This window comes from Pseudomonas sp. SJZ103, from assembly GCF_007828335.1.
Taxonomy (GTDB): domain Bacteria; phylum Pseudomonadota; class Gammaproteobacteria; order Pseudomonadales; family Pseudomonadaceae; genus Aquipseudomonas.
Map to the genome: position 1 here is coordinate 260,171 of NZ_VIUN01000001.1, position 23,654 is coordinate 283,824.

Sequence of the window (23,654 nt, forward strand, 5' to 3'; positions counted from 1 at the left end):
GGCCCCGTGATGCAGTTGATTGAACATGCCGACTCGCCGCGCTCCATTCGCCTGCACGAGCGCGACAACGTGGTGATCGTGGTCAACGACCAGGGCGTACCGGCCGGGACCGAGTTCCCGGACGGCCTGGTGACCGTGGATTTCATCCCCCAGAGCCACAAAGTGACCCTGGAAGACATCCCCGAAGGCGGTCAGATTATTCGCTACGGCCAGACCATCGGTTACGCCCTGGCGCCGATTCCGCGCGGCAGTTGGGTCCAGGAAGATCAACTGCGCATGCCCACCGCGCCACCGCTGGACAGCTTGCCGCTGTCCACCGAGGTGCCTGAAGCCCAGGCACCGTTGGAGGGGTTTACCTTCGAGGGCTATCGCAACGCCGACGGTACTGTGGGCACGCGCAATATCCTCGGCATCACCACCACGGTGCAGTGTGTGACGGGCGTGCTGGACCATGCGGTCAAGCGCATCAAGGACGAATTGCTGCCCAAATACCCCCACGTCGATGACGTGGTGGCGCTGACCCACAGCTACGGCTGCGGGGTGGCGATTACCGCGACGGATGCCTACATCCCGATCCGTACCGTCCGTAACCTGGCGCGCAACCCGAACCTGGGGGGCGAAGCCCTGGTGATCAGCCTGGGCTGCGAGAAGTTGCAGGCCGGGCAGGTGATGCACGACAACGACAGCTCCGTCGACCTCAGCGAGCCGTGGCTGTATCGGTTGCAGGATTCCAGCCATGGCTTTACCGAGATGATCGAGCAGATCATGGACCTGGCCGAAGTGCGCCTGAAGAAGCTCGACCAGCGCCGCCGGGAAACCGTGCCGGCGTCCGAGCTGATCCTGGGCATGCAGTGCGGAGGCAGTGATGCGTTTTCCGGCATCACCGCCAACCCGGCGCTGGGCTATGCCTCGGATTTGTTGCTGCGGGCGGGGGCGACGGTGATGTTTTCTGAAGTCACCGAAGTGCGTGATGCCATTTACCTGCTGACTTCGCGCGCAGAGACGAAGGAAGTTGCCGAAGAGTTGGTCAGGGAAATGGACTGGTACGACCGTTACCTGGCCAAGGGAGAGGCGGATCGCAGTGCCAATACCACACCGGGCAACAAGAAGGGCGGGTTGTCGAACATTGTCGAGAAGTCCCTGGGCTCCATCGTCAAGTCCGGCAGCAGCGCGATCAACGGCGTGCTGGGCCCGGGCGAGCGCTTCAAAAGCAAGGGCCTGATCTTTTGCGCGACGCCGGCCAGTGACTTTGTCTGCGGCACCCTGCAATTGGCGGCGGGGATGAACCTGCATGTGTTCACCACCGGGCGCGGCACGCCATACGGGCTGGCGATGGCGCCGGTGGTGAAGGTCTCGACGCGTACGGAGCTGGCGCAGCGCTGGCCGGACCTCATCGATATCGACGCCGGGCGCATTGCCACCGGGCGCGCGACCATTGAGGAGTTGGGCTGGGAGTTGTTCCACTTCTATCTGGACGTGGCCAGCGGTAAGAAGCAGACCTGGGCGGAGCATCACAAGCTGCATAACGACATCACCTTGTTCAACCCGGCGCCGATTACCTGAGACCGAGTCGCCTGCATCGGAGCAAGCCCCCCTCTCACACTGAAGGTATTCACCATTCAAACTGTGGGAGGGAGCTTGCCCCCGATAGCGGTCTATCAGGCGCCGTTGGGCTGTATGGCTTATCATTAGCCACCTGACGACGCTCACCAAGGTTCTCCCCGGCATGCTGGCTATCTTCCTCACCACCCTCACCATCACCGCGCCGGTATTCGCCATGCTGTTCCTGGGTGTGCTGCTCAAGCGCATCAACTGGATCAACGACAACTTTATCCACACGGCTTCGTCCCTGGTGTTCAACGTCACCATGCCGGCGTTGCTGTTCCTCGGCATCCTCCACGCCGACCTGCACTCGGCGCTCAAGCCGGGTTTGCTGATCTACTTCTCCATTGCCACACTGGTGAGCTTTGCGCTGGCTTGGGGCTGGGCGATTTTTCGCTGCAAGCGTGAAGACCGGGGCATCTACACCCAGGGCGCGTTTCGCGGCAATAACGGGGTGATCGGCCTGGCCCTGGCCGCCAGCATGTATGGCGACTACGGCATCTCCCTCGGCGCGATCCTCGCGGCGCTGGTGATCCTGTTCTACAACACGCTGTCGACCATTGTGCTGGCGGTGTACAGCCCGGTGATCAAGTCCGACCCGTGGAGTATCTGCAAAAGTGTCGTGGCCAACCCGCTGATCATCAGCGTCATCGTGGCGGCGCCGTTCGCCTATTTTCAGATTGGCCTGCCCGGCTGGCTGGAAAAATCCATGCAGTACCTGGCGGACACCACCTTGCCGCTGGCATTGATCTGCATTGGCGGCACCTTGTCCCTGGCGGCGTTGCGCAAGAGCGGCAATATGGCGCTGAGCGCGAGCTTGATGAAGATGGTCTGGCTGCCGGTGGTCGCGACCTTAGGGGCGTGGCTGCTGGGCTTTCGCGGGCCGGAATTGGGGATTCTGTTCCTGTACTTCGGCGCACCGACCGCCGCGGCGAGCTTCGTGATGGCCAGGGCGGCCGAGGGCAATCATGAACTGGCGGCGGCGATTATCGTGATCACCACGCTGATGGCGGCAGTGACCACGAATATCGGGATTTTCGTGTTGCAGGCGGGTGGCTGGATCTAGCCTTCTTTCTGATAGGTGTCGATGACTTCCTGCGCCGCCCGAAACGCATCAATCGCCGCCGGTACGCCGGCATACACCGCGCAATGCAGCAGCGCCTCGCGAATTTCCTCCACCGTACAGCCGTTGTTCAACGCGCCACGCACGTGGCCCTTGAGCTCCTGCGGGCACTTGAGTGCGGTGAGGGCGGCCAGGGTGATCAGGCTGCGCGTCTTCAGCGGCAAGCCTTCGCGGGTCCACACGCTGCCCCAGGCATGTTCGTTGACGAAGTCCTGCAGCGGCTGGGTGAACTCGGTGGCGTTGCCCAGGGCGCGGTCGACGAACACATCGCCCATCACCTGGCGACGCATTTCAACCCCGGGCTTTTTCTGATCGGTCATTGCGATTCCCTCTTGTGTTGGCGGCGCCAGGCTCGCAGCGTGCTGAACAACAGGAAAGCCACCAGCACTGGCAGGACGTAATACAGCATCAGTTGTTCAAGCTTGTTGGCCAGGGGCATGCCGGTGGTGAATGACATCACGTGCAGCCCATACGCCAGGTACAGGCCCAGCAACACCAGGCCTTCGGCGCGGGTGACGCGGTAGCCGGTATAAAACACCGGCAGGCACAACACCACCACGCCAAGCATCACCGGCAGGTCGAAGTCCAGGGCGTTGGGCGACACCGACAGCGGCGAGGACGCGAGCAGCGCGGTCAGCCCCAATACGCCCAGCAGGTTGAACAGGTTGCTGCCGATCACGTTGCCCACGGCAATGTCCCGCTGGCCGCGCAGGGCGGCAATCAGTGAGGTGGCCAGGCATGGCAGGGAGGTGCCGACGCCGATCAGCGTCAGGCCGATGATGCGCTCCGACAGGCCCAGGTCAGCCGCCACATCCACCGCCGCACCGAGCAGCAAGTGCCCGGCCAGCACCAGGATCAACAGCCCGCCCAGCATCTGCAGCACACTGCTCAGCCAGGGCGCCCGGGCGACGGTATCCAGGGTGCGCGGGCGGCGCGAATGGCGAGTCTGGTAATGCAGCACGCCGAGGTAGGCCAGCAGGGCAATCAGCAGCAACAGGCCATCGACCGGCGTCAGTTCTTCATTGGCCGCCAGGGTAAACACCAGCAACCCGGCGAGGATCATCACCGGAATATCCACGCGCACCAGCTGTCGCGAGACGCGCAGGGGGATGATCAGCGCCGACAGGCCCAGGGTCACGAGGATGTTGAAGATGCTGCTGCCGATCACGCTGCCCACGGCAATGTCGGTATTACCGGCCAGGGTGGCCTGCAGGCTGACGGTCATCTGTGGCGCGCTGCTGCCGAACGCGACGACCGTAAGGCCGATGATCAGCGGCCGCACCTTGAGGCTGGCGGCCAGGCGCACGGCGGCGCGCACCAGAATTTCGGCGCCGATGATCAGCAGCAGCAGGCCGCTGACCAGTTCGAGCAGGCTCCAGGGCGAGAGGGCGGTTAATCCGAAAATGGCCAGGGCTCCGTCTTCAATTGCGCAGGGCTTGCACGCGAACGCGTGCGGTGCCACTGCTCAGCATACCCAGTTGCTCGGCAGCCTTGCGTGATAGATCGATCAAGCGCCCACGGGTATGCGGGCCGCGATCGTTGATACGGACCACGACGGATTTGTCGTTGTCGAGATTGGTGACCTTGACCTGGGTGCCGAAGGGCAGTCGCCGGTGGGCAGCGGTCAGGGCGTTCTGGTTGAAGGGTTCACCACTGGCGGTTTTCTTGCCATGGTGCCTGGCGCCGTAATAAGAGGCGGTGCCGGTTTCGTCGTAGCCGTTGGGGTCGATGAGGCCGCTGGCGCAGCCGGCCAGCAGTGAGAACAGGGCTAAAAGGCCGAGTAAACGCTTCATTTCCAAGGTTACCCCTGTATCGAATATGGGCGCGGGCTTATGTGGGAGGGGGCTTGCCCCCTCCCACAGGGTCCGAGGCAATCATGAAATCTGCCTCGGGCTATTCATCGCAATCAGCCTTCGAGCTTGCTTTTCAGCAGTTCGTTCACCTGTTGCGGGTTGGCCTTGCCTTTGGAGGCTTTCATCGCCTGGCCGACAAAGAAGCCGAACATCTTGCCGCGCTTGGCTTCGTCTGCCGCACGGTACTGTTCGACCTGCTCGGCGTTGGCCGCCAGCATTTCATCCAGCACGGCCGAGATAGCGCCGCTGTCGGTGACTTGCTTGAGACCGCGCTTGTCGATGATCTCGTCGGCGCTGCCTTCACCGTTGGCCATGGCTTCGAACACGGTCTTGGCGATTTTGCCGGAGATGGTGTTGTCCTTGATGCGCAGCAGCATGCCGCCCAGTTGCTCGGCCGACACCGGCGCTTCATCGATCTCCAGGCCTTGTTTGTTCAACAGGCTGCCCAGCTCGACCATCACCCAGTTGGCCGCCAGCTTGGCGTCACCGGCAATGCTCACGACTTTTTCGAAGTAGTCGGCTTGCTCACGGCTCGAAGCCAGCACGCTGGCATCGTAGACCGACAGGCCGAACTGCGCCTGGAAGCGCTCGCGTTTTTGCGGTGGCAATTCCGGCAGGGTGGCGCGGATGTCATTGAGGAACGAATCCTCAAGCACCACCGGCAACAGGTCCGGATCGGGGAAGTAACGGTAGTCGTTGGCTTCCTCTTTGCTGCGCATGGCGCGGGTTTCGTCTTTGTTCGGGTCGTACAGGCGCGTTTGCTGGATCACCTTGCCGCCGTCCTCGATCAATTCGATCTGGCGCCGCACTTCGGTGTTGATCGCCTTCTCGATAAAGCGGAACGAGTTGACGTTCTTGATCTCGCAGCGAGTGCCGTACTCGGCCTGGCCTTTTGGCCGCACCGACACGTTGCAGTCGCAACGCAGCGAGCCTTCGGCCATGTTGCCGTCACAGATACCCAGGTAACGCACCAGCGCGTGGATCGTTTTGACGTAGGCCACGGCTTCCTTGGCGCTGCGCATGTCCGGCTCGGACACGATCTCCAGCAGCGGCGTGCCGGCACGGTTCAGGTCGATACCGGTGGCACCGTTGAATTCTTCGTGCAGGCTCTTGCCGGCGTCTTCTTCCAGGTGCGCACGGGTGACGCCGACACGCTTGATGGTGCCGTCTTCCAGCGGGATGTCCAGGTAGCCCTTGCCGACGATCGGCAATTCCATCTGGCTGATCTGGTAGCCCTTGGGCAGGTCCGGGTAGAAGTAGTTCTTGCGCGCGAACACGTTGTGCTGGCCGATCTCGGCGTCAATCGCCAGGCCGAACATCACTGCCATGCGCACGGCTTCCTGGTTCAACACCGGCAGTACGCCGGGCATGCCCAGGTCTACCAGGCTGGCCTGGGTGTTGGGTTCGGAGCCGAACGTGGTGGCGCTACCGGAGAAAATCTTCGATTGGGTGGCGAGCTGGGTATGAATCTCCAGCCCGATCACAACTTCCCATTGCATAGTGTTCTCCTCAGAAGCCGGTAGGGGTGCGAGTGTGCCAGTCGGTGTTCAACTGGTACTGGTGCGCCACATTGAGCAGGCGGCCTTCCTGGAAATACGGGGCGAGCAATTGCACGCCCACCGGCAGGCCATCGACGAAGCCGGCAGGCATGGACAAGCCCGGCAGGCCCGCGAGGTTGGCGGTGATGGTGTAGAGGTCTTCCAGGTACTCGGCAATCGGGTCGCCGGTCTTGGCGCCGATCTTCCAGGCCGGGTTCGGCGTGGTTGGACCGAGGATCACGTCGACTTCTTCAAAGGCCGCCATGAAGTCGTTCTTGATCAGGCGCCGGATCTTTTGCGCCTTGAGGTAGTACGCGTCGTAATAGCCGGCGGACAGGGCGTAGGCACCGACCATGATCCGGCGTTGAACTTCGGCACCGAAGCCTTCGCCACGGGAGCGTTTGTACAGGTCGGTCAGGTCCTTCGGGTTTTCGCAGCGGTAGCCGAAGCGCACGCCGTCGAAACGCGACAGGTTGGAGGAGGCTTCCGCCGGCGCGATCACGTAGTAGGCAGGAATCGCGTGCTGGTTGTTCGGCAGGCTGATTTCCTTGACCACCGCGCCGAGCTTTTCCAACTCTTTGACGCTGTTGTGCACCAATTCGGCAATGCGCGGGTCGAGACCGGCGCTGAAGTATTCCTTCGGCACACCGATGCGCAGGCCCTTGAGCGAAGTGTTGAGGCTGGCGCTGTAGTCCGGCACCGGTTCATCGATGCTGGTGGAGTCCTGCGTGTCGAAGCCTGCCATGCCTTGTAACAAAATCGCGCAGTCTTCGGCCGTGCGGGCCAGTGTGCCGCCCTGATCGAGGCTTGAGGCGTAGGCGATCATGCCCCAGCGGGAAACGCGACCGTAGGTCGGCTTCAGGCCGGTGAGGTTGGTGAAGGCCGCCGGCTGGCGGATCGAGCCGCCGGTGTCGGTGGCCGTGGCGGCCGGCAGGAAGCGCGCGGCAACGGCCGCAGCCGAACCACCGGACGAACCGCCGGGCACGTGTTCCAGATTCCAGGGGTTCTTCACCGCACCGTAGTAGCTCGACTCGTTGGCCGAACCCATGGCGAATTCGTCCATGTTGGTCTTGCCCAGGGGCACGGCCCCGGCAGCGGCCAGCTTGGCGACCACGGTGGCGTCGTAGGGCGCCTTGAAGTTGTCGAGCATCTTCGAGCCGCAACTGGTGCGAATGCCCTGGGTGCAGAACAGATCCTTGTGGGCGATAGGTGCGCCCAGCAGGGCACCGTTTTCACCGTTGGCGCGGCGTACATCCGCAGCCTTGGCCTGGCTCAGGGCCAGCTCTTCGGTGAGGCTGATGAAGCTGTTGACCTTGGGATCCAGCTCGGCGATACGCGCAAGCAGGGTCTTGGTCAGCTCTTCGGAAGAAAACTTTTTGTCGGCGAGACCGCGGGCGATCTCGGCCAGAGTCATGTGATGCATTGCAGGCTCTTTCCCTTTAGTCGATGACTTTCGGAACCAGGTACAGGCCGTTTTCGACCGCTGGCGCGATGGACTGGTAGGCCTCGCGATTATTGCGTTCGGTCACGACGTCTGCGCGCAGGCGCTGGCTGGCTTCCAGCGGGTGAGCCAGGGGCTCGATGCCGTCGGTATTCACGGCCTGCATTTGGTCAACCAGCCCTAGAATGCTGTTCAGGGCTGCGGTGGTCTGTGGAAGATCGGCTTCATTCAGGCCAAGCGAGGCCAGATGAGCGATTTTTTCCACGTCGGAGCGTTCAAGCGCCATGGGAATCTCCAGTGGAAAACAGAACGGAGGCTGTCCGTGTGTTAGATTGTCGGAACACTACCGCATTTCTACGGTCTTACGGCCGCGATTGTGGGGGTTGGTGCACAGAAAGTCGGCCAATTTAGCACATTGGCGCCTTGCCCAAAATCCCTGTCGTTGTTAGAGTTTGCCGCACTTTTTTACCCACGCGTTGCCTAGGGTCCTTTCCCCATGTTCAAGAAACTGCGTGGCATGTTTTCCAGCGATCTTTCCATTGACCTGGGCACTGCCAACACCCTTATTTACGTGCGCGAGCGCGGTATCGTTCTGAATGAGCCATCGGTTGTGGCCATTCGGACCCATGGTAATCAGAAAAGTGTCGTTGCCGTCGGCACCGAGGCCAAGCGCATGCTCGGTCGAACACCAGGCAATATTGCTGCCATTCGTCCGATGAAGGACGGCGTGATCGCCGACTTCAGCGTCTGCGAGAAGATGCTGCAGTACTTCATCAACAAGGTTCACGAAAACAGTTTCCTGCAGCCGAGCCCTCGTGTGCTGATCTGCGTTCCGTGCAAATCCACCCAGGTGGAGCGTCGTGCCATCCGTGAATCGGCCCTTGGCGCCGGTGCCCGCGAAGTGTTCCTGATCGAAGAGCCGATGGCTGCTGCGATCGGTGCCGGCCTGCCGGTTGAAGAAGCGCGCGGTTCGATGGTGGTGGATATCGGTGGTGGTACCACTGAAATCGCCCTGATTTCCCTGAACGGTGTGGTGTATGCCGAATCCGTACGCGTAGGCGGCGACCGTTTCGACGAAGCGATCATCACTTATGTCCGTCGCAACTACGGCAGCCTGATCGGCGAATCCACCGCCGAGCGCATCAAGCAGGAAATCGGTACCGCTTACCCGGGCGGCGAAGTTCGCGAAGTCGATGTTCGCGGTCGCAACCTGGCCGAAGGCGTTCCACGTGCCTTCACCCTGAACTCCAATGAAGTGCTGGAAGCTCTGCAAGAGTCCCTGGCCACTATCGTTCAGGCTGTGAAGAGCGCCCTGGAGCAATCGCCGCCGGAACTGGCTTCCGACATCGCCGAGCGAGGCCTGGTGCTGACCGGTGGTGGCGCCCTGTTGCGCGACCTCGACAAGCTGCTGGCCCAGGAAACCGGCCTGCCGGTGATCGTCGCCGAAGACCCGCTGACCTGCGTTGCCCGTGGTGGCGGTCGTGCACTGGAAATGATGGATAAACACACCATGGACCTGCTCTCCAGCGAATAAGATCGTTGGTTGCACCATGTTTCGCCCGCAGGCAGCACTTTGCAGTGCTGCCTGTTGGCGTTTATCGTCTTCAATCTGCATCCAGGCCGGTTAGATGCCGTATGAATAAAGAGAACATTTGCCTGGGAGGAGCGGCTTATTAAACCGCTTTTCGCCAAAGGCCCCTCATTGGGCGTGCGCTTATTGGTGCTGGTCGTGCTTTCGGTCGCATTGATGGTGGTCGACGCCCGCTTTGCGCTGCTCAAGCCGGTGCGTAGCCAAATGTCGCTGGTGTTGATGCAGACCTACTGGATCACCGACCTACCGCAACGTCTCTACCAGGGCGTGGCCAGCCAATTTGGCAGCCGCACCGAGCTGGTTGCCGAGAACGAAAAACTCAAGACCGAAAACCTGCTGTTGCAGGGGCGCATGCAAAAGCTGGCGGCCCTCACCGAGCAGAACGTTCGGCTGCGCGAGTTGCTCAACTCTTCCGCGTTGGTCAACGAGAAGGTCGAAGTCGCCGAGTTGATCGGCATGGACCCCAACCCCTTTACCCATCGCATCATCATCAACAAGGGTGAGCGCGACGGCGTGGTGCTTGGTCAGCCGGTACTGGATGCTCGGGGACTGATGGGGCAGGTCGTAGAGTTGATGCCCTACACCTCGCGCGTCCTGTTGCTGACGGACACCACCCACAGCATTCCGGTGCAGGTCAACCGTAACGGCTTGCGCGCGATTGCCAGCGGTACCGGTAACCCCGAGCGCCTGGAATTGCGTCACGTCGCGGACACGGCCGACATCAAGGAAGGCGACCTGCTGGTCAGCTCCGGCCTGGGCCAGCGGTTCCCGGCGGGTTACCCGGTGGCAACGGTCAAGGAGGTGATCCACGACTCCGGCCAGCCATTCGCCATTGTGCGCGCCGTGCCCACTGCCGCCCTGAACCGCAGCCGCTACCTGCTGCTGGTGTTCAGCGACAACCGGACCCCGGAAGAGCGTGCCAACGACGCCGCCCAGGCCCAGGAAGCGGAAGACAAGAAGAACGGCACTGCGCCGATCATTCCTGCGACCGTGCCCAAGCCTCAGTCGACTACCCCCGTTGTACCGGCGGCAACTCCGGCAGCTACGGCGCCTGTGGCCACGCCGGTCAAGCCTGCAGCCCATAGCGCGCACCCGGTAAAACCGACGGCTGCGAAACCACCTGCCACCACACCTGCCACCACGACGCCTGCTGCGAAGCCTCCAGCCGCCGCCCCGGCAACCACACGGCAGAGGGAGGAATAATGGCCGGTACCCATTCGAGCAATGGCTGGATCGTCTGGCTGACATTCGCCATCGGCTTGCTGCTCAGCGTTTCGCCGCTGCCGCAATTCATGGAGATCCTGCGTCCGCTGTGGCTGGCATTGCTGCTGGCATTCTGGTCGCTGAACCTGCCGCATAAAGTGGGCATGGTTACGGCCATGTTCCTGGGCTTGGCGGAAGATGTGCTGTATGGCACCTTGCTGGGCCAGAACGCGTTGATCCTGACCCTGATTACCTTCCTGATACTGTCGTTGCAGCAGCGCCTGCGGATGTTCCCGATGTGGCAGCAATGCCTCGTGATCCTGGTGATCTTCGGCCTGGCGCAGTTGGTACAGCTGTGGCTCAGTGCCTTGACCGGTAACCGCCAGCCAACCCTGGCGCTCGTGTTACCGGCCCTGGTCAGTGCGCTGCTGTGGCCGTGGATCAGTTTTGGCCTGCGCGGGTTACGTCGCCGCTATAAAATCAATTGAATGGATTGCGAGGCTCTGCCTGGTTATCGAACCCCACAGGGAGAGTCTGCAATGAATTCGCTTTATCTGGCCTCGGGCTCCCCGAGGCGGCGTGAACTGCTGACCCAGATCGGCGTGCCTTTCACTGTGGTCAGCGCCGCGATTGATGAAACTCCCCTTATCAATGAATCGGCTGTTGCCTACGTTGAGCGTCTTGCGCGCGGCAAGGCGGCGGCGGGATTTGCTGCGCTTGGGGAAGAGCCAGGTGCTTGCGTGCTGGGCGCCGATACGGCGGTGGTTGTGGACGGCCAGATCCTTGGCAAGCCTGTGGACCAGGCCGATGCCCTGGCGATGTTGATGGCCTTGGCGGGGCGTGAGCATGAAGTCCTCACCGCCATCGCGCTCACTGATGGTCTGCGCTGTGAAACCCGATGTGTCAGTAGTCGTGTACTTTTTCGTGGGATTTCTGTCGAGGAGGCTACAACCTACTGGCACAGCGGCGAACCCCAGGACAAAGCGGGCGGCTATGCTATTCAAGGGCTTGGGTCGGTGTTTGTGGCCGGGCTCAATGGCAGCTATTCCGCCGTGGTAGGCCTGCCGGTGTGCGAAACCGCGCAACTGCTGGCCCAATTCGGCATACCCTGTTGGCAACACCTTACCGTGCGCTGAGCGCGTGACGTCAGCGCCCAGCCTTAAGCGATCGGTCACTATTGTGAAAACGCCTGAACGAGACCCAGCCATGAGTGAAGAGATTCTGATCAATATCACGCCGATGGAATCGCGCGTGGCGGTGGTAGAGAACGGTGTTCTGCAAGAAGTGCATGTCGAGCGCACCCAGAAACGCGGGATCGTCGGCAATATCTACAAGGGCAAGGTGGTGCGGGTGTTGCCGGGCATGCAGGCGGCATTTGTCGACATCGGCCTGGACCGGGCGGCGTTTATCCACGCCTCGGAGATCTCCCTGCGCGAAGGGCCGGCAGTGGAAAGCATCAGTGCCTTGGTGCATGAGGGGCAGAGCCTGGTGGTGCAAGTCACCAAGGACCCCATCGGTTCCAAGGGCGCGCGGCTGACGACTCAGCTGTCGATTCCGTCGCGCTACCTGGTGTATATGCCGCGCACCGCCCATGTCGGCATTTCCCTGAAGATTGAAGATGAAGCAGAGCGCGAGCGCCTGAAAAAGGTGGTCAGCGACTGCGTGGCCGCCGAAGGTATCAAGGAAGCGGGTGGTTTTATCCTGCGCACCGCTGCCGAGGGCGCCGGCGCTGACGAAATTCTCATGGACATTCGCTACCTGCGGCGCCTGTGGGACCAGATCGGCGCACAGATAAAGACCATCGGCGCGCCGAGCGTGATCTACGAAGACCTGGGCCTGGCCCTGCGCACATTGCGCGACCTGGTCAGCCCCAAGATTGAGAAAATTCGCATCGACTCGCGGGAAACCTTCCAGCGCACCACGCAATTTGTTGCCGAGCTGATGCCGGAAATTGCCGATCGCCTGGAGCACTACCCTGGCGAACGGCCGATCTTCGACCTGTATGGCGTCGAGGACGAAATCCAGAAAGCCCTGGAGCGCAAGGTGCCGCTTAAGTCCGGCGGTTACCTGGTGGTGGACCCGGCGGAAGCCATGACCACCATCGACGTCAACACCGGTGCGTTCGTTGGCCATCGCAACCTTGAAGAGACCATCTTCAAGACCAATCTCGAAGCGGCCACGGCCATTGCTCGCCAACTGCGCCTGCGTAACCTGGGCGGTATCATCATCATCGACTTCATCGACATGGAAGATGAAGAGCACCAGCGTCAGGTGCTGCGCACCCTCGAAAAGCAGCTGGAGCGCGATCACGCCAAGACCAATATCATCGGCATCACTGAGCTGGGCCTGGTGCAGATGACCCGCAAGCGCACCCGCGAGAGCCTGGAGCAGGTGCTGTGCGAGCCGTGCAGCAGTTGCCAGGGCCGCGGCAAGTTGAAGACCCCGGAAACGGTTTGCTACGAGATTTTCCGGGAAATCCTGCGAGAGGCGCGGGCCTATCAGGCCGAAGGTTATAGAGTGTTGGCCAACCAGAAAGTGGTTGACCGCCTGCTGGATGAAGAGTCCGGTAACGTGGCTGAACTGGAGGGTTTTATCGGGCGTACGATTCGCTTCCAGGTCGAAACCATGTATTCCCAGGAACAATATGACGTGGTGCTGCTCTGATCCCCATTCGCTTTCTCTTTACGCGACTCGCAGGCCTTGATCTGCAGTCCGTCTACTGCCTTGAGGGTCGCCTGACATGGAGCGTCTGATACGCTTTTTTGCCGCTTTGACCCGTTGGGGCCTTGGGCTGTGCGCCTTGCTGCTGGTGTTGGCGGCGGTGTATGTGAGCCTGGGGCGTGAATTGACCCCGCTGGTGGCCGAATACCGCGCGGAAATCGAAGCCAAGGCCCAGGCTGCGGTGGACATGCCTGTGCACATCGGCAGCCTTGAAGGCCGTTGGAGCGGCTTCGCGCCCATGTTGCTGGCCCACGACGTGATGGTCGGCGAGGGTAGCAGTGCCTTGCGCCTGGATCAGGTCGAAGTGGTGCCGGATATATGGGCGAGCCTGATGGCGCGCGAAGTGCGTATTGCGCACCTGGAAGTCAGTGGCCTGCAACTGAACGCCAAGGAAGACAAGGACGGCCATTGGGCCCTGCAAGGCTTGCCGATGCAGGATGACCAGCCGCTGGATCCGGAGCAATTGCTCAAGCGCATGCAGATGGTCAAGCGCGTGTCGCTGCTCGACAGCCAGGTCACCCTGCAACCGTTCGATCAGGCGCCGCTGACCCTGACGTATGTGGGCCTGAGCCTGCACACGGGCGTCACCCGCCAGCGCCTGGACGCTCGCCTGACCTTGCCCGACGGCCAGCCCCTTGCCCTGAGCCTGCGCAGTCGTATTCGCGCGAGCCAGTGGAAGGACGCTGAAGTCGAGGCCTACCTGAGCCTGCCCCAAAGCGACTGGGCCAAGTGGATTCCCGCCAGGCTGACCCAGCAGTGGAAACTCACGCAGTTCAAGGCCGGTGGTGAATTCTGGCTGAGCTGGGGTAAAGGCACTGTGCAAAGTGCAGTAGTGCGCCTCAACTCGCCGCAAGTGAAGGGCAGCTACGCCGAGCGCAAGCCGGTCCATATCGAAAACCTTGCACTTACGGCCTATCTGCAACGCAGTGATACCGGCTTGAAGGTGTTGTTTGATTCCCTGGCGATGAGCCTGGGCGAGACCCGATGGGAATCGCGCCTGCAATTGCAGCAGACACTGGCTACCGACAAGGCTCAGGAAGCCTGGAAGCTGCAGGCTGACCGCCTCGACCTGACCCCCATCACACCGTTGCTCAACGCCCTGGCGCCGCTGCCGGAAGGTGTCGCCAAGACCGTCGAGCATCTGAAGGCCACCGGCCTGCTGCGTAATGTGCTGGTGGATTTCCGTCCTCAAGACACTACGGATCAAAAAGTCAGCTTTGCCGCCAACCTGGAGCGGGTCGGGTTTGATGCCTACTTCGGTGCGCCGGCTGCGCGCAACGTTTCCGGCAGCATCAGCGGCGACCTGGGCCGTGGCGAGTTGCGCATGGACAGCAAGGATTTTTCCCTGCACCTCGATCCGATCTTCGCCAAGCCCTGGCAGTATCTCCAGGCCAATGCACGCCTGACGTGGAAGCTGGATAAAGAAGGCTTCACCCTGATCGCCCCGTATATCAAGGTGCTGGGGGAAGAAGGCAAGATCGCCGCCGATTTCCTGATTCGCCTGCATTTCGACCACAGCCAGGAAGACTATATGGACCTGCGGGTCGGTATGGTCGATGGCGATGGACGCTTTACCCCTAAATACCTGCCGGCCGTGCTGAGCCCCGCGTTGGATGAGTGGCTGCGCACGGCAATTCTCAAGGGCGCGGTGGATCAGGGGTTCTTCCAGTACCAGGGGTCGCTGAACCACGACGCGTTGCCAGCCGCGCGCAATATCAGCCTGTTCTTCAAGGTGCATGACGCAGAACTGGCTTTCCAGCCGGGCTGGCCCCATGTGAACAAGGTCAATGGTGAAGTGTTTGTCGAGGAGACTGGCGTACGCATCCTGGCCAGCAAGGGGCAGTTGCTCGACACCAAGGTCAAGGACGTCTACGTCAATATTCCCCACGCGCCGTCCGGCAAGGAAAGTCATCTGTTGCTTACCGGTGGTTTTGCCGGTGGCCTGGGTGATGGGCTGAAGATCCTCCAGGAAGCGCCAATTGGCACGGCATCCACCTTCGCCGGCTGGAAAGGCGAAGGAGACCTGCAAGGCACGCTGGATCTGGACGTTCCGCTGGTCAAGGGTATCGAGCCCAGGATCGTGGTGGATTTCCAGACTGACAAGGCGCGCCTGCAATTGGCGGAGCCGCCCCTGGACCTGACGCAGCTCAAGGGCAGTTTCCGCTTCGACAGCGCCAAGGGCCTGAGCGGCGAAAAGATTACAGCCCAGGCATTTGACCGGCCGATCACCGCGCAGATATTTGCCGATGGCAAGCCGGGTAATATCAGTACCCGTGTCGCCGCCAGGGGGCAGGTGACGGTCAAGCGCTTGACGGATTGGTTGAAAGTCAGCCAGCCGTTGCCGGTGTCCGGTGATATTTCGTATCAGTTGCAGCTCAACCTGGACGGTGCCGACAGCCAACTGATGGTCAGCTCCAATCTCAAGGGCGTTGCGGTGGATTTGCCTGCGCCGTTCGGCATGCCTGCCAGCCAGGGACGTGACAGCGTATTCCGCATGACCTTGCAGGGGGCTGAGCGCCGCTACTGGTTCGATTATGGTGAGTTGGCCAACTTCACCTTCGCCGCGCCGCCAGACAAACTCAATGACGGCCGTGGCGAGTTGTTCCTCGGCGATGGTGATGCCGTACTGCCAGGCGCCAAGGGTTTGCGCATCCGCGGCGTGCTCTCGGAACTGGATATCGACCCATGGAAAAAGCTGGTGAACCAGTATGCTGGCAATGACCCTGGTGGCAGTGCCAAGCAACTGCTGAGCGGTGCCGAATTCAAGATTGGCAAGCTAACCGGTCTGGGTACCCAGTTCGATCAGGTCAACCTGCTGCTGGATCGCAAGTCCGCTGCCTGGGGCTTACAGTTCGACAGCCAGCAGGCCAAGGGGGCCGTGAACCTGCCGGATGCCAAGGGCGCGCCGATTGCGGTCAACCTGCAATACGTGAAGCTGCCGGCGGTGGACCCGACGGTACAGGCTGATGAAAATGCACCGGACCCGTTGGCCAGTATTGATCCCAAGGATATTCCCGCGCTGGATATTGCCATTGACCAGCTGTTTCAGGGGCCGGACCTGATTGGCGCCTGGTCGCTCAAGATCCGACCAACTGCCAAGGGCCTGGCGTTCAATACGCTGGACCTGGGTCTCAAGGGCATGCAACTCAAGGGCGCCGGCGGATGGGAAGGGGCTCCGGGTGACAGCAGCAGCTGGTACAAGGGCCGCCTGGACGGCAAGAACATCGCCGACGTACTCAAAGGCTGGGGCTATGCGCCCACGGTCACCAGCGAGAACTTCCACCTGGATGTGGATGGGCGTTGGCCGGGTTCGCCGGCCTGGGTCGGGCCAAAGCGTTTTTCCGGCAGCCTGGATGCGGCGTTCCGTAAAGGTCAGTTTGTCGAGGTGGAAGGTGGCGCCCAGGCGCTGCGGGTATTCGGCCTGCTCAACTTCAACTCCATCGGGCGCCGCCTGCGCCTGGACTTCTCCGACCTGCTGGGCAAGGGCTTGAGTTATGACCGGGTCAAGGGGCAATTGGTCGCCAGCAATGGCGTGTTCGTGACGCGCGAGCCGATCACCATGACAGGCCCGTCGAGCAACCTGGAGCTCAATGGCACCCTGGACCTGGTGGCTGATCGTGTCGATGCCAAGTTGCTGGTGACGTTGCCGGTGACCAACAACCTGCCGATTGCCGCGCTGATCGTGGGCGCGCCGGCGATTGGTGGCGCACTGTTCCTGATCGACAAGCTGATCGGTGACCGTGTTTCGCGTTTCGCCAGCGTGCAATACAAGGTGGAAGGCCCATGGAAGGATCCAAAAATCACCTTCGACAAGCCCTTTGAAAAACCAAACTGAGAGCCTGTGGAGTAGCATGGCCCCATGCCTTTTATGGAGTATCGGCCCATGTCCTTTGCGGTAATTCAAATGGTCAGTCAGAGCGATGTGCTGGCCAACCTGGTCCAGGCCCGGCGCTTGTTGGAGCAAGCGGCGGCGCGCGGTGCGAAGCTGGCGGTGCTGCCGGAAAACTTTGCCGCCATGGGCCGCCGCGACGCCGCGGATATTGGCCGCGCCGAGGCACTGGGCGAAGGTCCGATCCTGCCGTGGTTGAAACAGACCGCCCGTGACCTCACCTTATGGATAGTGGCTGGCACATTACCGTTGCCGCCCAAGGACCATCCACACGCCAAGCCCAACGCCTGCTCGCTGCTGATTGATGATCGCGGCGAAGTCGTTGCCCGTTACGACAAGCTGCATTTGTTCGATGTGGATGTGGCGGACGCCCGGGGTCGCTATCGGGAATCCGATGACTATGCTTTCGGAAGGAATGTGGTGGTGGCGGATACGCCGGTTGGCCGTTTGGGCCTGACGGTCTGTTACGACCTGCGCTTCCCTGAGCTGTACAGCGAGCTACGCGCAGCGGGGGCTGAATTGATCACCGCGCCCTCGGCCTTTACCGCCGTCACCGGCGCTGCCCACTGGGACGTGCTGATTCGTGCGCGGGCCATCGAGACCCAGTGTTACCTGCTGGCGGCCGCCCAGGGCGGTGTGCATCCGGGGCCACGGGAAACCTATGGACATGCGGCGATTGTCGACCCGTGGGGTCGGCTGCTGACACAACAGGATCAAGGCGAAGCGGTGTTGCTGGCCGAACGCGATAGCAGTGAACAGGCGTCGATACGGGCGCGCATGCCGGTGGTGAACCATCGGCGCTTTTTCTCGCAGGGCGCACAGCGACCTGCTTCAGAACGATGAATTTAAGGCCAAACCTATGAGCGAGTTGTTGTCCTCAGTCAGTGAACACCTCCTGGCGCCCGGTGGCGTGACCATCGAAAGCTTGCAAACCGTGCTTGGCGACCTGGCCGGGCCAGGCATCGATGCCGCCGACCTGTATTTCCAGGGGCAGATCTCCGAGTCCTGGGCCCTGGAAGATGGCATCGTCAAGGAAGGCAGTTTCAATCTTGACCAAGGTGTAGGCGTACGTGCGCAATCCGGTGAAAAGACCGGTTTCGCCTACAGTAACGCGATCACCCTGGAGGCGTTGGGCCTGGCCGCGCGTGCTGCGCGTTCGATCTCCCGTGCGGGCCAAAATGGCACCGTGCAGGCGTTCAGTACCCAGGACGTGGCGCAGTTGTATGCCCCGGACAACCCCTTGGAAGTGATCAGCCGCGCGGAAAAGGTCGAGCTGCTCAAGCGTGTCGACGCCGCCACTCGCGCCCTGGACCCGCGTATCCAGCAGGTCTCCGTGAGCATGGCCGGTGTGTGGGAGCGCATCCTGGTGGCGTCCACCGACGGTGGCCTGGCGGCGGACGTACGGCCGCTGGTGCGTTTCAACGTCAGCGTGATCGTCGAGCAGAACGGCCGCCGCGAGCGTGGCGGCCATGGCGGCGGCGGGCGTACCGACTACCGGTACTTCCTCACCGACGACCGTGCGATGGGCTATGCCCGTGAAGCCTTGCGCCAGGCGTTGGTGAACCTCGAAGCCATTCCGGCGCCAGCCGGCACGTTGCCGGTGGTGTTGGGCTCAGGCTGGTCCGGCGTATTGCTGCACGAAGCCGTGGGCCATGGCCTGGAAGGCGACTTCAACCGCAAGGGCAGTTCCGCCTACAGCGGGCGCATGGGCGAGATGGTTGCGTCCAAGCTCTGCACCATTGTCGATGATGGCACCCTGGCCGGTCGCCGTGGCTCGCTGAGCGTCGATGATGAAGGCACGCCGACCGAATGCACCACCTTGATTGAAAACGGTGTGCTCAAGGGCTACATGCAAGACAAGCTCAATGCCCGTCTGATGGGCGTGGCACGCACCGGTAATGGCCGTCGCGAATCTTATGCGCACCTGCCGATGCCACGCATGACCAACACCTACATGCTCGGTGGCGAAAGCGACCCGGCGGAGATCATCGCCTCGGTGAAGCGCGGTATCTACTGCGCCAACCTCGGCGGCGGCCAGGTGGATATCACCAGCGGCAAGTTCGTGTTCTCCACCAGCGAGGCGTACCTGATCGAAGACGGCAAGATTACCGCGCCGGTCAAAGGGGCAACGTTGATTGGCAATGGCCCTGAAGCCATGAGCAAGGTGTCGATGGTCGGCAACGACCTGGCCCTGGACAGTGGTGTGGGCATGTGCGGGAAAGATGGGCAGTCGGTGCCGGTAGGGGTCGGCCAGCCAACGCTGAAAATTGATGCGATCACCGTGGGTGGCACGGGGTCGTAAGGGGTGGAGCTTCGGGTGGCGAAGATCGCCACCCGGGGAAGGGCATCAACGCAGGCCGCGTTGAGTCTCGTCCAGCTCACGGATGTATTTGAAGATTTTACGGCTGGTGGCCGGCGCCTTGTTATGCGCTTGCTCGTGCTGGGCCTGACGGATCAGGGAGCGCAGTTGCTGGCGGTCCGCGTCCGGGTAATCCAGCACGAATTTCTCCAGCACCGCGTCATCGCCCGAGATCAGGCGGTCACGCCAACGTTCCAGGTTATGGAAACGTTCGTTGTACTGGCGAGTGGAGGCATCGGTTTGATCAAGCAAGGCGAGAATGGCGTCAGTGTCCTGATCGCGCATCAGCTTGCCGATAAACATGATGTGCCGTTTACGCGCGATATTCGCGGTGTGCTTGGGCGCGTCCGCAAGCGCCCGGCGCATTTCGTCGGTCAGTGGCAGTTTTGCAATCAAGTCTTTCTTGAGCGTTGTAAGGCGCTCGCCCAGGTCAACCAGAGCATGCAGCTCACGTTTGACCTGGGTTTTGCTTTTCTCCCCATCGAGGGAGTCGTCGTAAGAATCAACCATGGTGGCAGTCCGCAAAGAAACGCCGCCATGATAACCAGTCGGGGGCCGCTTGTCCGGCCCGGTCGCTCGATGGCCTTAACCGAAAGCAGAATTTGAGTGGAGAAAACCATGAGTGCAGCCCAAAGCGTCGGTCCGCAAGCGTTACCGGCCCTGCAGGAACAAGTCGAGCAGATCCTTGCCGAGGCCAAGCGCCAGGGGGCCAGTGCCTGTGAAGTGGCGGTGTCGCTGGAGCAGGGGTTGTCGACGTCGGTCCGTCAACGGGAAGTGGAGACCGTCGAATTCAACCGTGATCAGGGCTTTGGCATCACCTTGTACGTGGGGCAGCGCAAAGGTTCGGCCAGTACGTCGGCCAGCGGCCCGGAGGCTATACGCGAAACGGTTGCCGCCGCGTTGGCGATTGCCCAGCACACCTCCGAGGATGAAAGCTCGGGCTTGGCCGATAAGGCGCTGATGGCCAAGGACTTGAAGGATTTCGATCTGTTCCATGCCTGGGATATCACGCCCGAGCGGGCCATCGAGCTGGCGCTGACCTGTGAAGCGGCAGCGTTCGATGCCGATACCCGCATCAAGAACGCCGATGGAACCACGTTGAACACTCACCAGGGCTGTCGCGTATACGGCAACAGCCACGGGTTTATTGGCGGGTATGCGTCCACTCGCCATAGTTTGAGTTGCGTGATGATCGCCGAGGCCAATGGCCAGATGCAGCGTGATTACTGGTACGACGTAAGTCGTCAGGGTGAATTGCTGGCAGACCCGGTCAGTATTGGTCAACGTGCCGCACAACGTGCCGCGAGCCGCCTGGGCGCGCGCCCGGTGCCGACGTGTGAAGTGCCTGTACTGTTTTCGGCGGAGCTGGCAGGCGGTTTGTTCGGCAGTTTCCTGGGGGCCATTTCTGGCGGCAATCTTTATCGCAAGTCTTCGTTCCTTGAAGGGGCGATCGGCCAGACGTTGTTTCCCGAGTGGCTGACCATCGATGAGCGTCCGCACTTGATGCGTGCCATGGGCAGTTCGGCGTTCGACGGGGACGGCCTGGCCACGTATGCCAAGCCGTTCGTCGAAAACGGTGAGCTGGTGTCTTACGTACTCGGCACCTATTCAGGCCGCAAACTCGGCCTGCCAAGCACTGCCAACGCCGGCGGCGTGCATAACCTGTTCGTGACCCATGGCGACGAAGACCAGGCGGCGCTGTTGCGTCGCATGGGACGTGGTCTTTTGGTGACCGAATTGATGGGCCATGGCCTGAATATGGTCACTGGGGATTATTCACGTGGTGCGGCGGGTTTCTGGGTGGAAAACGGTGAGATTCAGTTCGCCGTCCAGGAAGTGACCATCGCCGGCAATATGCGCGATATGTTCAAGCAGATCGTTGCCGTGGGGAATGACCTGGAGCTGCGCAGCAATATTCGCACAGGCTCGGTGCTGATCGAGCGGATGACCGTCGCAGGCAGTTAATCCCGCTGCAGCTTCACAAAAAGGCGCGCCTTCTTACGGATGGCGCGCCTTTTTTGTGGACGTGTTTCAGGAGGTTTGAGGTGTCGCTCTTGTTTTGATTCTCAATATCATTTAATAATAAATATCATTACCGGATGAGTGTGGATCATGAGTTCTGTCCTGCATGAGGATCCTTACCTGGAAAGCTGGCGCTGGATGAGTCGCCAGATTCGCTGTGGTCTGGATCCCAATGAACCTCGCCTGATCGAACATTACCTCAACGAGGGCCGATACCTGGCGTGTTGTACCGCGACCCATCCGTGGACCATCGCTGAAACCTCATTCCGCCTGCTGATCGACACCGCCAGCGATATTGCACTGCCGTGGCATTGGCGCTCCATTTGCCTTGACCAGGCCTGGCGCCCATTACGCGACCTGGAAAAACTCTCTCACTGTGCCTGCCGCCTCAAGCGCTGGCAGACCTTTGCCTGGCAATTGGCGACCTGCGAATTGCTGCCATCAATCTCTCACTCCGACTTGGTGCAAGGATCTAACGATGAGTAACACCCGTATCGAACGCGACAGCATGGGCGAACTGCAAGTCCCCGCCGAGGCCTTGTACGGTGCGCAAACCCAGCGCGCGGTGAACAACTTTCCGATCAGCCACCAACGCATGCCGGCGCAATTCATTCGCGCACTGATCCTGGCCAAGGCGGCTGCTGCCAAGGTCAACGTCGACCTCAAGCAGATCAGTGAAGGGCAGGGCAAAGCCATCGTCGATGCCGCCCAAGGCTTGCTCGAAGGCGATTATATGCAGCACTTCCCGGTGGATATCTTCCAGACCGGTTCCGGCACCAGTTCGAACATGAACGCCAACGAAGTGATTGCGACGCTCGCCAGCCGTTTGCTTGGCGAAGCGGTCAATCCCAACGATCATGTGAACTGTGGCCAAAGCAGCAACGACATCATTCCGACCACCATCCACGTCAGTGCTGCGCTGGTGCTGCACGAGCAAACGCTGCCGGCCTTGCAGCATCTGGTGCAAGTGATCGAGCAGAAAGCCGAAGAGGTTCACCCGTTCATCAAGACCGGCCGTACTCATCTGATGGATGCCATGCCCGTGCGCATGAGCCAAGTGCTCAACGGCTGGGCGCAGCAACTCAAGGCCAATATCGGCCACCTGCAGGACTTGTTGCCGGCCCTGCAGGCTCTGGCCCAGGGCGGTACCGCTGTTGGCACCGGGATCAACGCACATCCGGAGTTTTCGGCACGTTTCAGCCAACAGCTGAGCAGCCTGACCGGCGTGAAATTCACGCCCGGCAAGAACCTGTTCGCGCTGATCGGCTCCCAGGACACTGCCGTCGCCGTCTCCGGCCAGTTGAAGACCACCGCCGTATCGCTGATGAAAATCGCCAACGACCTGCGCTGGATGAACTCCGGCCCGCTGGCCGGCCTGGGGGAGATCGAACTGGAAGGCCTGCAGCCGGGGTCCTCGATCATGCCAGGCAAGGTCAACCCGGTGATTCCGGAAGCCACGGCCATGGTGGCTGCACAAGTCATCGGCAATGACACGGTGATTACCGTTGCCGGCCAATCCGGCAACTTCGAATTGAACGTGATGCTGCCGATCATTGCCCAGAACCTGCTCAGCAGTCTCGAATTGCTGGCCAACGCCAGCCGCCTGCTGGCGGACAAGGCCATCGCCAGCTTCAAGGTCAACGAAGCCAAGCTCAAGGAAGCGTTGTCGCGCAACCCGATCCTGGTCACCGCACTCAACCCGATCATTGGTTACCAAAAGGCCGCCGAGATTGCCAAGAAGGCTTATCAGCAAGGCCGTCCGGTGATTGAGGTGGCCCTTGAGCACACCGACCTGCCCCGTAACCAACTGGAAGTCCTGTTGGATCCGGAAAAACTCACGGCTGGCGGGGTGTAATCACCGACCCTGCTTTGGAGGCTCACCATGGAGCACTGGAAACGCACGATCGAACGCGCTAATCACTGCTTTATGCAGGGCGAGTTGGTTGACGCTCGCGAGGCCTATCTGCAGGCCCTGGCCCTGGCTCAAGTGCTGTTCGAACGCTGGGCGAATGCCGACGAAGCAGTCGCGGCTTGTGTCATTTCCCATCACAACCTGGCAGACCTGCACCTGCGCCTGAATCAGCCCGAGGAAAGTGCCGAATACCTCTGCGCTATTCACCAGCGCTTGCTGCAGGCCATGCAGGACGTGCGCCTGAGCCCGCAGCTGCGCGAAGCGGCCCTGCGCCAGAGCAGCAAGACTTACGTCGAACTGTTGAATTTCATCAGCGATCACGGTGAGTACCCGCGCACCCATCGCTTACTGGGCGGTGCTGCGGTGCAGCCGACCACGTCTCAATACGGAGCACATTGAT

Annotated in this window: 21 protein-coding genes; 14 read left to right on the forward strand and 7 right to left on the reverse strand. The window is 61.2% G+C overall.

Features of this window, described 5'->3' with window-relative positions:
• Positions 1-9 precede the first annotated feature (9 nt).
• Positions 10-1,563: a galactarate dehydratase gene (gene garD, locus FBY10_RS01375; protein ID WP_065924307.1), complete on the forward strand. Its 1,554-nt coding sequence runs from the start codon at positions 10-12 to the stop codon at positions 1,561-1,563.
• Positions 1,564-1,726: 163 nt separating this feature from the next.
• Entirely contained in the window at positions 1,727-2,668 is a 942-nt protein-coding gene (locus tag FBY10_RS01380) for an AEC family transporter (RefSeq protein ID WP_131698440.1), read from the forward strand.
• Here FBY10_RS01380 and FBY10_RS01385 read toward each other — a convergent pair.
• The 6 genes from FBY10_RS01385 to gatC all read right to left on the reverse strand — a co-directional run bounded on the left by FBY10_RS01385 (position 2,665) and on the right by gatC (position 7,843).
• Positions 2,665-3,045 carry a carboxymuconolactone decarboxylase family protein gene (locus FBY10_RS01385; protein WP_065924306.1) on the reverse strand — a complete coding sequence of 127 codons (381 nt, stop codon included), beginning with the start codon at positions 3,043-3,045 and terminating at the stop codon, positions 2,665-2,667. The genes FBY10_RS01380 and FBY10_RS01385 overlap by 4 nt on opposite strands.
• Positions 3,042-4,088 (reverse strand): calcium/sodium antiporter, encoded by a 1,047-nt coding sequence (locus FBY10_RS01390; RefSeq protein WP_145335656.1) that lies wholly within the window; start codon positions 4,086-4,088, stop codon positions 3,042-3,044. The genes FBY10_RS01385 and FBY10_RS01390 overlap by 4 nt, the downstream gene beginning before the upstream one ends.
• Before the next feature lie 58 nt (positions 4,089-4,146).
• Positions 4,147-4,518, reverse strand: coding sequence for a septal ring lytic transglycosylase RlpA family protein (locus FBY10_RS01395; RefSeq protein ID WP_131698439.1), 372 nt, complete (start codon positions 4,516-4,518; stop codon positions 4,147-4,149).
• Positions 4,519-4,631: 113 nt separating this feature from the next.
• Positions 4,632-6,077 carry an Asp-tRNA(Asn)/Glu-tRNA(Gln) amidotransferase subunit GatB gene (gatB, locus tag FBY10_RS01400; protein WP_131698438.1) on the reverse strand — a complete coding sequence of 482 codons (1,446 nt, stop codon included), beginning with the start codon at positions 6,075-6,077 and terminating at the stop codon, positions 4,632-4,634.
• Between the two features lie 10 nt (positions 6,078-6,087).
• Positions 6,088-7,539, reverse strand: coding sequence for an Asp-tRNA(Asn)/Glu-tRNA(Gln) amidotransferase subunit GatA (gene gatA, locus FBY10_RS01405; protein ID WP_145335343.1), 1,452 nt, complete (start codon positions 7,537-7,539; stop codon positions 6,088-6,090).
• 16 nt (positions 7,540-7,555) lie between these two features.
• Positions 7,556-7,843, reverse strand: a complete 288-nt coding sequence (gene gatC, locus FBY10_RS01410; protein WP_003171764.1) for an Asp-tRNA(Asn)/Glu-tRNA(Gln) amidotransferase subunit GatC — start codon at positions 7,841-7,843, stop codon at positions 7,556-7,558.
• Positions 7,844-8,053: 210 nt separating this feature from the next.
• On the opposite strand from gatC, the gene mreB reads away from it, so the two are divergent.
• From mreB to tldD, 8 genes are all read left to right on the forward strand, one after another.
• Positions 8,054-9,091 (forward strand): rod shape-determining protein MreB, encoded by a 1,038-nt coding sequence (mreB, locus tag FBY10_RS01415; protein ID WP_002555108.1) that lies wholly within the window; start codon positions 8,054-8,056, stop codon positions 9,089-9,091.
• 138 nt (positions 9,092-9,229) lie between these two features.
• A complete protein-coding gene (mreC, locus tag FBY10_RS01420; protein WP_145335341.1) occupies positions 9,230-10,351 on the forward strand; it encodes a rod shape-determining protein MreC in 1,122 nt (373 codons plus the stop codon).
• Complete coding sequence (mreD, locus tag FBY10_RS01425; protein ID WP_131698435.1) at positions 10,351-10,839, forward strand: rod shape-determining protein MreD; 489 nt, start codon at positions 10,351-10,353, stop codon at positions 10,837-10,839. Before mreC ends, mreD begins: the two co-directional genes overlap by 1 nt.
• Positions 10,840-10,890: 51 nt before the next feature.
• Positions 10,891-11,487: a nucleoside triphosphate pyrophosphatase gene (locus FBY10_RS01430; RefSeq protein WP_145335340.1), complete on the forward strand. Its 597-nt coding sequence runs from the start codon at positions 10,891-10,893 to the stop codon at positions 11,485-11,487.
• Between the two features lie 70 nt (positions 11,488-11,557).
• Positions 11,558-13,015 carry a ribonuclease G gene (gene rng, locus FBY10_RS01435; RefSeq protein WP_010213134.1) on the forward strand — a complete coding sequence of 486 codons (1,458 nt, stop codon included), beginning with the start codon at positions 11,558-11,560 and terminating at the stop codon, positions 13,013-13,015.
• A 76-nt stretch (positions 13,016-13,091) separates the two neighbouring features.
• Positions 13,092-16,907 carry a YhdP family protein gene (locus tag FBY10_RS01440; protein ID WP_145335338.1) on the forward strand — a complete coding sequence of 1,272 codons (3,816 nt, stop codon included), beginning with the start codon at positions 13,092-13,094 and terminating at the stop codon, positions 16,905-16,907.
• Between the two features lie 48 nt (positions 16,908-16,955).
• Positions 16,956-17,804: a carbon-nitrogen hydrolase family protein gene (locus FBY10_RS01445; protein ID WP_131698432.1), complete on the forward strand. Its 849-nt coding sequence runs from the start codon at positions 16,956-16,958 to the stop codon at positions 17,802-17,804.
• Positions 17,805-17,820: 16 nt separating this feature from the next.
• A complete protein-coding gene (gene tldD, locus FBY10_RS01450) occupies positions 17,821-19,263 on the forward strand; it encodes a metalloprotease TldD (RefSeq protein WP_131698431.1) in 1,443 nt (480 codons plus the stop codon).
• A gap of 45 nt (positions 19,264-19,308) precedes the next feature.
• Here tldD and yjgA read toward each other — a convergent pair whose 3' ends face one another.
• Complete coding sequence (yjgA, locus tag FBY10_RS01455; protein ID WP_017138246.1) at positions 19,309-19,830, reverse strand: ribosome biogenesis factor YjgA; 522 nt, start codon at positions 19,828-19,830, stop codon at positions 19,309-19,311.
• Between the two features lie 108 nt (positions 19,831-19,938).
• Here yjgA and pmbA point away from each other — a divergent pair, with 108 nt between their 5' ends.
• The 4 genes from pmbA to FBY10_RS01475 all read left to right on the forward strand — a co-directional run bounded on the left by pmbA (position 19,939) and on the right by FBY10_RS01475 (position 23,653).
• The gene (gene pmbA / locus FBY10_RS01460) at positions 19,939-21,285 is read left to right on the forward strand and encodes a metalloprotease PmbA (RefSeq protein WP_131698430.1); all 1,347 of its coding nucleotides are present in this window, start codon (positions 19,939-19,941) and stop codon (positions 21,283-21,285) included.
• A 147-nt stretch (positions 21,286-21,432) separates the two neighbouring features.
• Positions 21,433-21,828, forward strand: a complete 396-nt coding sequence (locus FBY10_RS01465) for a FagA protein (RefSeq protein ID WP_131698429.1) — start codon at positions 21,433-21,435, stop codon at positions 21,826-21,828.
• On the forward strand, positions 21,821-23,197 hold the full coding sequence (locus FBY10_RS01470; protein WP_131698428.1) for an aspartate ammonia-lyase: 1,377 nt from the start codon (positions 21,821-21,823) through the stop codon (positions 23,195-23,197). Before FBY10_RS01465 ends, FBY10_RS01470 begins: the two co-directional genes overlap by 8 nt.
• Positions 23,198-23,224: 27 nt before the next feature.
• Positions 23,225-23,653: a hypothetical protein gene (locus tag FBY10_RS01475; RefSeq protein ID WP_131698427.1), complete on the forward strand. Its 429-nt coding sequence runs from the start codon at positions 23,225-23,227 to the stop codon at positions 23,651-23,653.
• The last annotated feature ends 1 nt before the right edge of the window (position 23,654 follow it).